The following is a 12343-nucleotide window of genomic DNA, read 5'->3' as shown; positions in this document are numbered from 1 at the left end:
TCTATTCTCTTAATGATCTCTTTACCGCCTCGTCAGCGATAAATAAAACGCAATAAATATTTAACAACTTAACCGTTAAAGCTAAGTTATTTTTGCTTCATTGCGTCGGGATGTGTGCATTATAGGAGATTTTTTTTAGTGTGCAAGCTTTTTTAAGCCCTTGTTTTATTGAGTGTTCTTTTTTTACACACAAATATGCGTGCTATTTAAACAAATATGACGTAACCACATAAATTTAAAGCAGAAATATTTTATTCATATTTCTGCTTTGCTTTTTACTTCTTGTTCTTTATCTGAACACTAAGAATTTTAACTGGCTGTTTAGGGACATTTTGATGCATTCCATAGTTACTGGTAGGAACACTCACAATCTTGTCAACGATATCCATGCCCTTTGTAACTTTACCAAAAACGGCGTAGCCCGCATCCATCGGTGATTTGTTTAAAAAGTTATTATCCGCCACATTAATAAAGAATTGACTGCTTGCCGAGTTTGGATCACTGGTACGTGCCATTGCCAAAGTACCACGGGTATTCTTTAAACCATTACTTGCTTCATTCACAATCGGCGCTTTCGTGCTTTTCTCAATCATGTTTGCTTCTAGGCCGCCACCTTGCACCATGAAACCAGGTATCACGCGATGAAAGATCGTACCTGTATAGAAGTTACTTTTTACGTAGCTTTCAAAGTTCTTTGCTGAAACTGGTGCTTTATCATCAAACAGCTCGATTTCAATATTCCCCATACTGGTTTTCATATCAACCATCGTATTTGCAAATAAATGACCGCTTGCCAAAATTAAACTTGTTGTAATGAACAACTTTTTCATCATTGCTTTTCTCAGCTTGGAAATAGACGTGTTGTGGATCTTCATCTTAATTTTGCAAATCTGTTTTTGCTATTTCTATTTGTTACCTGAAACAAAGAACCGATGTTTCACGTGAAACATCGGTTCTTTATTGTTAAATATGTTTATCCCAGAACTTTCTGAAGTTCTTCGCCACTTCAATGGTATTACGTTTTGCCTTGCTTGAGACGGGCGTTATATTGATAAAACCATGCGTTTGGTCTGGATAATCGACGTATTGCACTTTGACGCCATTTTGTCTGAGTTTATGACTATAGATCGCACCTTCATCATGAAGTAGATCATGACCAGCCGTAATCACATATGCAGGTGCCAACTTTTTAAGGCTGCCGTAGGTCGGCGAAATTAATGGATCGTCTAAAGCTACATTTTGCTGGGTCGCATAATAATCTGTCACATAGTCTACATCTTTACTGGTTAACACCAGTCCCTCGCCATAGGCATAGAATGATGGATGTCTGCTTTTAAAGTCGACCACAGGATAAATCAGTAACTGTGCTTGTGGTGCATAAGATTTCCCAACGGCGTGTTGAGCGACGACCGTACTGATATTTCCACCCGCACTGTCTCCACCAACCGCAATACGGTTTTTATAGATTTTCAATTGACGGCGGTTTTGATAAACCCATGCCAATGCATCTTCACACGATTTAATCAGTAACTGAGGTGAAGCTTCAGGTGCCAGTGGATAGTCAATACTTAAAACCTGTACTTTGGCATGCTTGGCAATTAGTCGACAGGCTTCATCATGCGTATCTAAACCACCCACTACAAATCCACCACCGTGGTAAAACACCAGCATAGGCAATTTTTTATTTGGCGCTGGATGATAATGTCTGGCGAACACCGTTCCACTTTGTAACGGTAAACGGATATCTTCAACAGATTCGATAGAAGTCGGTTTATTCAGAATCGCCAACATTTGCGCATCAAACTGACGACGGGAATCAATTGGATCATCACCGATAAAACCAATACGACCTTGCTTGATCTGAACAGCCATTAAACATTTGGTAAATGCATCTAGATCTGGATATTGATGAGGATAGCCTAAAAGCTTGGCCAGAGATTCTTGTACAATTTTGGGCAGCTTATCGAGCGCTCGTGCAGCAGGACCTTGTCCTTTGTCTAAAAGTGTTTGTATTTTTGGAGGTAATGCTGTCACTTTTGTCCCCTTCTCTCGCTCTGTCCATAATTCTTGTTGTCTTCGACTATATGCTTTTATAAAGTCTTAGATCAAGTTCAAGATTTGAAATAAGTCGTACGCTAAAGGGCTATTGCTAAAAAGTCATTAACCATAGTGCTTATTCACAGCTACTTTTTATGTCAATTAAACGATGTTTTAACTGTTTATGTTCAAAACTATAAAACTAGAACTAACCGGTTAGTTCTAGTTTTATATCACTTTAAAAGTGTCATTTTTATGAATAAGTCAACTTCGCGTTATGTATAGCAGTACATAGATAAGATTAAATGCGGCATCTGTTGATCAATCTTATGCGAAGCCAACTTAACAATAAAAAATTATTGAGCGCCAGCGCCTGCTGAACCTGATACAGAACCTGAAACATCAGCTGAAGCACCACCTGGTTGAACATCAACTGATGAACCTGCGTCTACACCAACGCCACCTTGTACACCAGCTGGGCTTGCGCTTGTTTGAGCCGAACCAGAAGCTTCTAAACCACCTTGAGACGAGCAACCTACTGCCGTTAATGCAACACCAGCTACAACTGCAGAAATCAATGCTAACTTTTTCATTTGGTATTTCCTTTCATTATGACGAAAAGCAAAGTTGTCTTTGCGATGCCTATAATTCACAATTTTTTCCACGGACGTGATGAGGATTAGTTGCAGTTTGTTATGGAAGCCGCATTGTTTTGCAATTTTTCTTAAATCATCTATTTGCTTAATTCACATATTCCCCAATCCCGAATAAAACCCTAAGCATTTATCAACACAGCATTTTCATCTCGTTTTATCGACTTAGAAAATTAAAAAAGCAATTATCTTATTTTTTTATAATTCATAGAAACACAGCACAACCGTCCTAAAAGATTACAATTAAGTATTTTTGATTAAAAATAAATGTAGCAGACATAAAAAAACCGTGCATTTTCAGCACGGTTTTCATGGATTAGCCCATAATTAAGGCCATTTCATCTCGCCTTTTACAACTTTGGCACCAAGTTCAAGGCTACTCGACTCACCCAATGCTGGATATTGCTTTTGCATCATTTTCACCAGTTCAGCTGAGTTCTTTGTGCTTTTCACCGCTTTCTCATATTGCTTTAAATAATCAATCGAGAAATTCACCGCATCCAGACCTTCAGCCGCCCCTGCTTTCATATGTGCAGGTACCACCACTTTAGGATTAAGTGCTTTAATACTTTCTAAGGTTTGTACCACTTCAGCGCGATCCTTGACTGTTGGGGTATCTGCTGTCCACAAATGAATACCCGAAGATACCGGAATACCGCCGACAACTGCTTTAGCACTTGGAATCCATAAATAAGTCAGTTCTTTTTTACCTTTAATTTCGATATTTTCATTTTCGAGTTTTAAAGTTTTTGCGGTATAAGCTTGCGGCACAATAATTTGACTTGGTGCATTGGCGCCCATTTTTGGTCCCCAATACGCAACTTTCAAGGCTTGTGTATCCCGAATATGTTTCACCGTTTCTGGTGTCGCAATGATTTGAACATTCGGGAAGTACTGTTTAAATACATCTAAGCCAAAATAGAAATCTGGATCGCCATAGCTGACAAAAATAGTTTTTAAAGTCTTACCGCTATCCAAGATGTCGGCAGCAATACGTAATGCTTCTGATTTAGAAAATTGTGCATTGACCAGTAAGACTTCTTTATCCCCTTCAATTAAAGTTGAAGTCACGCCAAAATGGTCAGGCTGAGCCAGAAAATTCTGGATTTTTAAGTCTTGTGCAAATGCAGCAGAACTTGCTGCGAAGGCAGATAAAGCAAGGACATAAGCTTTGGTATTCATGTTATCGTCTCCAATTTGATAACAACTACTTTAAATTGCAATTCTTGCTGAAGAAACACACTAAACTAAGATAAAATGTTGCATATCTTGCAACAATGATAATAAACATGGATACCTTAAAAGCCATTCAAGTCTTTGTTTGTATTGCCCATCAAGGCAATCTGAGCAAAGCCGCAGAACATCTGGACTATTCCAAAGCAATGGTGTCTCGCTATTTAGAACATCTTGAGCAGACATTTTCGACCCGACTATTTCAACGCAACACCCGTAAAGTGTCGCTCACCCCAGCAGGTGAGAAAGCGCTGGTTTATTGTGAAAATATTTTACAGCAGCAACAGCTGTTAGAAAGTTTGGCCGCACCCGAACAACATAACGGGACGATTCGTTTTACTTGTGGTCTGTTTTTATTTCAACTCGGTGTGAATGAATGTATTAAGCAATTTAAAAAGCGCTATCCACAGATTCATTTTGATGTGTATTTAACTGAAAATACCGTAGATCTGATCGATGCTCAGGTTGATCTTGCATTACGTATTACCCAGAAAGTTGCAGATGGGTTGATTGCTCGGCCTGTCTGCCAAATTGAATCGACCTTTTGCGCGCATCCTCATTATTTACAGGATCACACTCCCCTATCGCATCCCAGTCAGCTGATTCAGCATGAATGTATTGCACACCACACCCACAACCAGTACTGGACCTTGTTTGATACAGATCAGCAACCTCAGAACTATCCATTAAATGTTACGTTTAAAAGCAATGATGTGATTGCGCTTTATCAAATGTGTCTAAAAGCTGAAGGCATTGCGATGCTGCCCACTTTACTGGTGCGTAAGGACATCGCTCAGCAGCGTTTGCAACAGGTATTTACAGATTTTTCTGCACCTGACCTGACCTTGTCGTTAGTCTATGCTTCAAGGCAACATTTACCGAAAATTACCCAAGAATTTATTGCTTTTGTGATTGAAAACCTAAATTTTTACTTAAATCAGCAAAATTAAAAGATTTAAATTGACCTGAACGCTTGAATTTTGTCGGCTAGCCCATACTTCATCCCTATCAATGAATGACCAAGATGTGGCAGTTCGGGTTTAACCCTAAGAGCATTCACGCCAAAAGGACTGTACATGTTTAAGAACTTTTTTCAACGGAGATCATCAATGGCTAATGAGCACAATGAGCAAGCTCAAGACATTCAAAATGAGCAGCAGACTGAACAAACTCAAGCTGAAGGTGTAGAGCAAGCAAACGAGCTTAGCGTTGAAGATTTACAAGCGCAAATCACCAAGCTTGAAGAAAGCCTGAAATTAGAAAAAGCACGTACTGCCAATGCGGTTTATGAAGCGCAGAAAAGTGTAGAACGTATTCAACGTGAATCTGAAAAGCACAAAGATACAGTGCTTGAAAAGTTTGCCAAAGAATTACTCGATTCTGTCGATAATCTCGAACGTGCGATTCAGGCTGCTGGCGAAGAAGAAACGCCTGTACTTGAAGGCGTTAAGCTGACTTTGAAATCGCTCCTCACCACGCTTGAGAAGTTTGGCGTAGTCGAAGCAGATACCCAAAATGGTTTCAATGCAGATCTACATCAGGCAGTAGGCATCGACCCAAATGCGCAAGCGAATCAAATCGGTACGGTTTTACAGAAAGGCTATACCTTAAATGGTCGCCTACTCCGCCCAGCAATGGTGATGGTGGGTCAATAATCCCGACCAGCAGAGCATTTATTTGCTCAAAAATGTAGAAACTTGAGAGTTTTTTGATTTTTTTTCATAAAAATGCTTGAAAAAAACTGATTGACTCTCATATCGAATAACAAGCAAAAACATTGCAACAAAATTTTAGAGGAACACAATCAATGGCAAAAATTATTGGTATTGACTTAGGTACTACCAACTCATGTGTTGCTGTACTTGAAGGCGATAAAGTAAAAGTAATCGAAAACGCTGAAGGCGCACGTACAACTCCATCGATCATTGCATATAAAGATGGCGAGATCCTTGTAGGTCAAAGCGCAAAACGTCAAGCGGTAACCAACCCGAAAAATACATTATTCGCGATCAAGCGTTTAATCGGTCGTCGTTATGAAGATCAAGCAGTACAGAAAGACATCGGTCTTGTACCTTACAAAATCATCAAAGCTGACAATGGCGATGCTTGGGTTGAAGTAAACGACAAAAAATTAGCACCTCAACAAATCTCTGCTGAAATCTTGAAAAAGATGAAGAAAACTGCAGAAGACTATTTAGGTGAAACAGTTACTGAAGCAGTGATTACTGTTCCTGCTTACTTTAACGATGCGCAACGTCAAGCAACTAAAGATGCGGGTAAAATCGCTGGTTTAGACGTTAAACGTATCATTAACGAACCAACTGCTGCGGCACTTGCGTTCGGTATGGACAAAAAAGAAGGCGACCGTAAAGTTGCAGTTTACGACTTAGGTGGTGGTACTTTTGACGTATCAATCATTGAAATCGCAGACCTTGATGGCGACCAGCAAATTGAAGTGTTATCAACAAATGGTGATACTTTCCTTGGTGGTGAAGACTTTGATAACGCGTTAATTGAATTCTTGGTTGAAGAATTCAAGAAAGAACAAAGTGTGAACCTGAAAAATGATCCACTTGCGTTACAACGTTTGAAAGAAGCTGCTGAAAAAGCAAAAATCGAGCTTTCTTCATCGAATGCAACTGAAATCAACCTTCCATACATCACCGCTGATGCAACGGGTCCTAAACACTTAGTGATCAATGTAACGCGTGCAAAACTTGAAGGTTTGGTTGCTGATTTAGTTGCTCGTACCATTGAGCCTTGCCGTATCGCGCTTAAAGATGCTGGTCTTTCGACTTCTGACATCTCTGACGTAATCTTGGTTGGTGGTCAGTCTCGTATGCCACTTGTACAACAAAAAGTACAAGAATTCTTCGGTAAAGAGCCACGTAAAGACGTGAACCCTGACGAAGCGGTTGCGATTGGTGCTGCGATTCAAGGTGCAGTATTGTCTGGTGACAAAACTGACGTACTTTTATTAGACGTAACACCATTAACTTTAGGTATCGAAACAATGGGCGGCGTATTAACTCCGATCATTGAGAAAAACACCACGATTCCTGCGAAGAAATCACAAGTGTTCTCTACAGCTGCTGACAACCAGCCTGCAGTAGACATTTCGGTTTACCAAGGTGAACGTAAAATGGCTCAACAAAACAAATTGTTGGGTAACTTCCAGTTAGGCGATATCCCACCTGCTCCACGTGGCGTACCGCAAATTGAAGTATCGTTCGACATCAACGCTGACGGTATCTTGAAAGTATCGGCTAAAGATAAGAGCACTGGTAAAGAGCAATCTATCCAGATTAAAGCAAACTCAGGTTTGTCTGATGCTGAAATCGAAGCAATGATCAAAGATGCTGAAGCGAATGCTGAAGAAGACCGTAAGTTTGAAGAGTTAGCGAAAGCGCGTAACGAAGCAGATGCGCTTGTTTCTAGCTCAACTAAAGCAGTAAAAGATCTTGGTGACAAAGTGACTGAAGATGAAAAAACTGCGATCACGACTGCGGTTTCTGAGCTTGAAGCAGCAACTAAAGAAAATGATGTTGAAGACATCAAAGCGAAGACTGAAGCTTTACAAAACATCTTGATGCCTATTACACAACGTGCTTATGAACAAGCACAAGGTGCAGCTGGCGGCGCAGAAGGTTTTGATCCAAATGCATTCCAAGGTGGCGATGCGGGTCAACAACAAAAAGCGGACGATGGCGTTGTAGATGCTGAGTTCACAGAAGTAAAAGATGACAAAAAATAATTTGTCTCTTTAAAAAAGACCGCGCGTAAGCGCGGTTTTTTTTATACTTTAAATGCTGTGAGGTACTCAAAATAACCTGTGCCCAATTCCGTGTATTCTATTATTTACTGAATCGTAGATGCTCGGGCCTTTCTCAAACGGATAGAACCATTTAAGAAACTGAATCCTTTTTATGTATAATTCAGACAATTAGAAAATCCATTATTGTTAAAAAATGAAAAAAGATCCCGTCCTGACCAAATCCAAATTTAGACTGTTATTAATTGCTTCACTGCTTTGTATTTGTGTCGGTGCAATTTTGGATGTCTATGATGAACGATCTATAGCTGTCAGCGAATTATTGGCAACCGAACCACAAAACTGGGAAATCCTTCTGACAGGACTGGCATCAATCATTGCTGTGATCATGTTAGCTGGTTTATTTTTCTTTAAAGCTTGGGCAAGAACGTTATATCTCTATAGCTATTTCCCGCTTTTACTGCTTTATCTATTACCCAGTTTTTCCTGGACATTCATATCTGGTCTAGGCGCTATTTTTTATGAAATGGGAAATATTTTCGCGACACTAATCTGGGGTATTTTACTACTCCCTAGTCTGTATCAACCCTTATTCTCAACGAATAGCGAATGAAGAATATTCTTTTTACGGCATTGCTAATGTTTCTGTTCTGGTCAGGTTATCAAACCTACCAACACCCACAACTTAAATTTAACTCACTGACTGACCGAATCAGCAAGCCCTTTGATACACGGCTTCGCTATCGCATTGCGGAGGTTGATCCACGTTTTAAGCTCAGCCTAGAGCAAATGAAAGCGATCAGTGAACAAGCTGTGCAGATCTGGAAAGATGGTACAGGACAAGATTACTTTGTTTATGATCCAAACGCCCAACTGGCGATTTATCTTATCTATGATGAGCGTCAAATCGAAAGTGAACAACGTCGGGAACATTTGAGCCAACTTGAATCAAACCAGCAACGCTGGCAAGAGAAAAAGAAATCTTTAGATCAGGTTGAACAGGAGATTCTTCAGAACCGGCAATTTCTGGGCTTAAAACAGCAACAATTGAATCAGCAAATCCAAGCTTACAACCAAGAACAGCAACGGGCGCGACAAAACCCAGCGGCATTCGCCAATCCTGATTATTTTCAGCAGCGACAACAAGCTTTGCAGCAAAATGCACAGTCTCTTAAGCAGGAAATTAACCAATACAACCAAAAGATTCAGCAGCTGAATCAGCAAGTAGATGAGCTTAATTCACTAGACCAGCAACTTAATGCTTCTGTCGACCAATATAAACAGCGGTTTAAGCCACATTTATTCCATAAAGGTCTATTTAATGGCAAACAGATTCTAATCTATGAATTTGAATCCGAAGATGATCTGCGTTTAACCCTAGCACATGAATTCGGGCACGCCTTAGGGTTACAACATGCCAATGATCCACAGGCGCTTATGCATCCTATTATGAAAGATCAAGATAGAGCGCATTTCCGTTTAACCGAGGCAGATCGAAATCTGTTAAATACCCGATAAACAGAGAAAAAATAATACGCATATAGAATGAGTAATAATTCACATTTTGCTCAAAAATCCCCCAGACATTAAGTGTCACAAAGCAGCAATTTTTTATAAAAAATTCAAAAAAAATTACCAATTTATCGATATTTTACAAAAGTTAACAATAGGGACTTTTATTGCTGCTTAATGAGAAGTTTTTAGCTCAATAAATTTAATCGCTTGATTCACTTATTATTATGAATAAAAAACACGCAAAAGACTGCATTTATGATTCTGCAAATTATTCGATTCATTTTTTTATTTATTAGAAAAAAATCACACTTTTTAGTTTTATTTATTAAATAGATAGCGTTTTGACCTGAATCAAATACTGCTCAAAAATAAGCCTTATTTAGGGGGAGTTTGGCTGATGCATTATCTTGGTTTTGCAATGATTGCTGCATGCTTATGTATGGCATCCCCTCACCTCACCCATGCTCAGAACAATACCAATATGGTTGATCCGCATCAGCATCAAACACTCAAAAAAACGCTGCATTATCGTATTGCCGATATCGATCCGCGCTTTCATTTAAGTCAGCAACAAGTGCTCGAACTGACCCAGCAAGCAGCCAAAATCTGGGAACATGAAACGGGCCAGCAAAATTTTATTTACGATCCAGAGGCCGAATTTAGTATCAATCTGGTTTTTGATGAACGCCAACAACGAAGCACAGACCGTGTGCAGAGCCTGCAACAACTACAACAAGACCAGCAACAATGGAAAGATCAGAATCAACAATTACAGCACATGAAGGCCGAAATTCAGCAAAGCTCAGCCTTGATTGCCCATAAACAAGCTCAACTCAATTCGCAATTTCAACAATATAATCAAGATGTGCAGCGTTTTAATCAGCAACGTTCTTCTTCAAAAGCTTTAGCTGATCAATTCACACAACGACAAGCCGCCTTACAGCAACAATCTTTAGCTCTGCAACAGGAGATTCAACAGCATAATCAACGGACTCGACAGCTCAATCAGGATATCCAGTCACTCAATCAGAACAATCAACAACTGGTTGCATCGGCTAATCAGTTTAATCAGATCTTCCAGCCACGCCTATTCCACAAAGGGCATTTTAATGGCAAACAGATCATGATTTATGAGTTTTCCTCCACCAATGACCTGCGCTTAACACTGGCGCATGAGTTTGGACATGCTTTAGGCTTAGCGCATACCGATGATCCAAGCTCTTTGATGTACCCGATTATTCAACAACAGAACCTGCAAAAGTTTGCATTAACCGATTCAGACAAGGATCTAGTTAAAGCGATGTATTAAGTTTGAACCCAATGTGATTGATCCTTCAGATCGAGTAGACTTAAAGTCTATTTTTTAAACAGTTAAATTCTTATTTTTATGTGAATAATATAATAATTTTTGGTGCATTGTTTTATATTCAGATGCTTTTGAATACGTATCTCAATTTAAATAAACGAGATAAGAATAAAAAATAAACAGTTGTTCTGATTTTATTTTTAATTGTTTTTAGCTTCAAACTCACTATATTTACCCCTATTTTTCTTGCTTTTTTCTACATTTGTATTTTTATTAATTTTCTAGAAATATTTCTTTAAACCACCAAACATCACTCAGCTCATCAATTTGACTACATGCTTAAATTGATTAAAATGCGACCTTTTTCAAGCTTTATCTCCCTTTATGCGTTCGTTTTCTCTCCTGTTGGCTGCATGCTTTTTCATGCTGGCCCCAGCGTCAGCTTTTGCTCAAATTTCCTCAAACAAGTCCCAAATACAAATCCGTTATAGCACTGAACACCCTCTACGCTACCGGATTGCCGATCTTGATCCACGTCTCAATATCACACAACAGCAAATGATTGAGTTAAGTCAACAAGCTGCTGCAATCTGGGCAAAAGATACGGGACAAAATTATTTTGTCTATGATCCTGAAGCAAGCTTTGTCATTCATTTGGTGTTTGATCAACGCCAAGTGCGCAGCATGAAGCGCTCAGAGAATCTGAACCAGCTCGAGCAGGAACAACAGCACTGGTTAGACCAAAATCAGCAATTACAGCATTTAAAACAAAGCGTTTCCCGCTCAGAGACTCAACTTGAATTACAAAAGATTGATTATCAAAATAATCAGCAGAAATATCAGCAGGTCGTGCAAAATCTAAAAGCCTCAACTAAAAATCAAAAGCAAATCGCACGACTCGAGCAGCAACAACACACGCTGCAACAGCAATCTGTAGATTTAGAGGCAAAAATTGCTGAACACAATCAACTGGTTCGACAATTCAACCGACAAACAGAGCAGTCTAAACAGTTGCATCAACAATTGACTGAATCCGTGGCGGCATTTAACCAGACCTTTAAGCCTCAAGTCCTTCATAAAGGTCAATTTCACGGCCAACAGATTTTTATTTATGAATTTTCATCAATGGATGATTTACGTTTAACGCTGGCGCATGAATTTGGACATGCCTTAGGCCTAAAGCATACTCAAGATCCAAAATCCTTGATGTATCCGCGCATCAAAGAGCAGAATGCAAAAGATTTTCAGCTGACGGATACAGATTTGGAATTATTAGGTTTTTCTCGGGAGCCTTAATCCTTATAAAATATAGGTGTTTTATCGATTATCACTTTCTTAGTAACAAGAATGGGTCGATTCTTTGGATTTATTCATGTTATTGTGGATGAAAACATCATATTTATCTTAATGGAGATCGGCATGAGTTATTATCATATCTTAATTGAAGTGAACGACCACATCAGTACGATTGAGCAGACTCGTGATATCGAATTCTTGAATATTGAAGATATTAGCCCCTTTCTCCATTCCATTTTAATTCCTTATTTCAACGAGCAAGAAGTTGAATTGGAAGATGAAAATGTCGCGTATGATGAGATTTTACATCTAGAAGTTAAACAGACCTTATTACCCATCGAACATCTGATTGAAGAAGAACAAAAGCAGCTTCCAAGTGACACTGATGTCACCATTACCGCTTATGAGATTTTTAATGACCGTGATTTAAGTCAGGATGTGACTGCGGTGATTTTTGATATTTTAGAAGCTGTTAAATTAGATCCAGCACCTTAAAATAAAAAAGGTCTGCACGAGGCAGACCTTTTTTAA

At 39.2% G+C, this 12343-nt stretch carries 12 protein-coding genes; 8 read left to right on the top strand and 4 right to left on the bottom strand.

Features of this window, described 5'->3' with window-relative positions:
• Positions 1 to 275 precede the first annotated feature (275 nt).
• The 4 genes from AWW72_RS08610 to AWW72_RS08595 form a co-directional block, all read right to left on the bottom strand.
• Entirely contained in the window at positions 276 to 833 is a 558-nt protein-coding gene (locus AWW72_RS08610; RefSeq protein WP_062847068.1) for a peptidylprolyl isomerase, read from the bottom strand.
• A 130-nt stretch (positions 834 to 963) separates the two neighbouring features.
• Positions 964 to 2034, bottom strand: a complete 1071-nt coding sequence (locus AWW72_RS08605; RefSeq protein WP_062847067.1) for an alpha/beta hydrolase — start codon at positions 2032 to 2034, stop codon at positions 964 to 966.
• Positions 2035 to 2393: 359 nt separating this feature from the next.
• The gene (locus AWW72_RS08600; RefSeq protein ID WP_005260387.1) at positions 2394 to 2630 is read right to left on the bottom strand and encodes a hypothetical protein; all 237 of its coding nucleotides are present in this window, start codon (positions 2628 to 2630) and stop codon (positions 2394 to 2396) included.
• Between the two features lie 387 nt (positions 2631 to 3017).
• The gene (locus tag AWW72_RS08595) at positions 3018 to 3872 is read right to left on the bottom strand and encodes an MBL fold metallo-hydrolase (protein WP_062847066.1); all 855 of its coding nucleotides are present in this window, start codon (positions 3870 to 3872) and stop codon (positions 3018 to 3020) included.
• Positions 3873 to 3979: 107 nt separating this feature from the next.
• On the opposite strand from AWW72_RS08595, the gene AWW72_RS08590 reads away from it, so the two are divergent.
• From AWW72_RS08590 to AWW72_RS08555, 8 genes are all read left to right on the top strand, one after another.
• Entirely contained in the window at positions 3980 to 4873 is an 894-nt protein-coding gene (locus AWW72_RS08590) for a LysR family transcriptional regulator (RefSeq protein WP_062847065.1), read from the top strand.
• Between the two features lie 159 nt (positions 4874 to 5032).
• Positions 5033 to 5578, top strand: a complete 546-nt coding sequence (grpE, locus tag AWW72_RS08585; protein ID WP_005228204.1) for a nucleotide exchange factor GrpE — start codon at positions 5033 to 5035, stop codon at positions 5576 to 5578.
• A 152-nt stretch (positions 5579 to 5730) separates the two neighbouring features.
• Positions 5731 to 7677: a molecular chaperone DnaK gene (gene dnaK, locus AWW72_RS08580; protein WP_004656796.1), complete on the top strand. Its 1947-nt coding sequence runs from the start codon at positions 5731 to 5733 to the stop codon at positions 7675 to 7677.
• Between the two features lie 214 nt (positions 7678 to 7891).
• The gene (locus AWW72_RS08575) at positions 7892 to 8308 is read left to right on the top strand and encodes a hypothetical protein (protein WP_062847064.1); all 417 of its coding nucleotides are present in this window, start codon (positions 7892 to 7894) and stop codon (positions 8306 to 8308) included.
• Positions 8305 to 9213 carry a matrixin family metalloprotease gene (locus AWW72_RS08570; RefSeq protein WP_062847063.1) on the top strand — a complete coding sequence of 303 codons (909 nt, stop codon included), beginning with the start codon at positions 8305 to 8307 and terminating at the stop codon, positions 9211 to 9213. The genes AWW72_RS08575 and AWW72_RS08570 overlap by 4 nt, the downstream gene beginning before the upstream one ends.
• Positions 9214 to 9607: 394 nt before the next feature.
• Positions 9608 to 10519: a matrixin family metalloprotease gene (locus AWW72_RS08565; protein WP_062847062.1), complete on the top strand. Its 912-nt coding sequence runs from the start codon at positions 9608 to 9610 to the stop codon at positions 10517 to 10519.
• Positions 10520 to 10900: 381 nt separating this feature from the next.
• A complete protein-coding gene (locus AWW72_RS08560; RefSeq protein ID WP_062847061.1) occupies positions 10901 to 11812 on the top strand; it encodes a matrixin family metalloprotease in 912 nt (303 codons plus the stop codon).
• A 111-nt stretch (positions 11813 to 11923) separates the two neighbouring features.
• Positions 11924 to 12307: a hypothetical protein gene (locus AWW72_RS08555; RefSeq protein WP_171067092.1), complete on the top strand. Its 384-nt coding sequence runs from the start codon at positions 11924 to 11926 to the stop codon at positions 12305 to 12307.
• Positions 12308 to 12343: the final 36 nt, after the last annotated feature.

This window comes from Acinetobacter sp. NRRL B-65365 (genome assembly GCF_001605865.1).
Taxonomy (GTDB): Bacteria; Pseudomonadota; Gammaproteobacteria; order Pseudomonadales; family Moraxellaceae; genus Acinetobacter; species Acinetobacter vivianii.
This window is presented reverse-complemented; position numbering and strand designations above follow the sequence as displayed.

What these genes read in the sequence shown, in the direction of transcription:
- AWW72_RS08570 (WP_062847063.1), top strand. Translation starts at nt 8,305, where the DNA reads ATGAAGAATATTCTTTTTACGGCATTGCTAATGTTTCTGTTCTGGTCA.
- dnaK (WP_004656796.1), top strand. Translation starts at nt 5,731, where the DNA reads ATGGCAAAAATTATTGGTATTGACTTAGGTACTACCAACTCATGTGTT.
- AWW72_RS08565 (WP_062847062.1), top strand. Translation starts at nt 9,608, where the DNA reads ATGCATTATCTTGGTTTTGCAATGATTGCTGCATGCTTATGTATGGCA.
- AWW72_RS08610 (WP_062847068.1), bottom strand. Translation starts at nt 833, where the DNA reads ATGATGAAAAAGTTGTTCATTACAACAAGTTTAATTTTGGCAAGCGGT.
- AWW72_RS08575 (WP_062847064.1), top strand. Translation starts at nt 7,892, where the DNA reads ATGAAAAAAGATCCCGTCCTGACCAAATCCAAATTTAGACTGTTATTA.
- AWW72_RS08560 (WP_062847061.1), top strand. Translation starts at nt 10,901, where the DNA reads ATGCGTTCGTTTTCTCTCCTGTTGGCTGCATGCTTTTTCATGCTGGCC.
- grpE (WP_005228204.1), top strand. Translation starts at nt 5,033, where the DNA reads ATGGCTAATGAGCACAATGAGCAAGCTCAAGACATTCAAAATGAGCAG.
- AWW72_RS08555 (WP_171067092.1), top strand. Translation starts at nt 11,924, where the DNA reads ATGGAGATCGGCATGAGTTATTATCATATCTTAATTGAAGTGAACGAC.
- AWW72_RS08600 (WP_005260387.1), bottom strand. Translation starts at nt 2,630, where the DNA reads ATGAAAAAGTTAGCATTGATTTCTGCAGTTGTAGCTGGTGTTGCATTA.
- AWW72_RS08595 (WP_062847066.1), bottom strand. Translation starts at nt 3,872, where the DNA reads ATGAATACCAAAGCTTATGTCCTTGCTTTATCTGCCTTCGCAGCAAGT.
- AWW72_RS08590 (WP_062847065.1), top strand. Translation starts at nt 3,980, where the DNA reads ATGGATACCTTAAAAGCCATTCAAGTCTTTGTTTGTATTGCCCATCAA.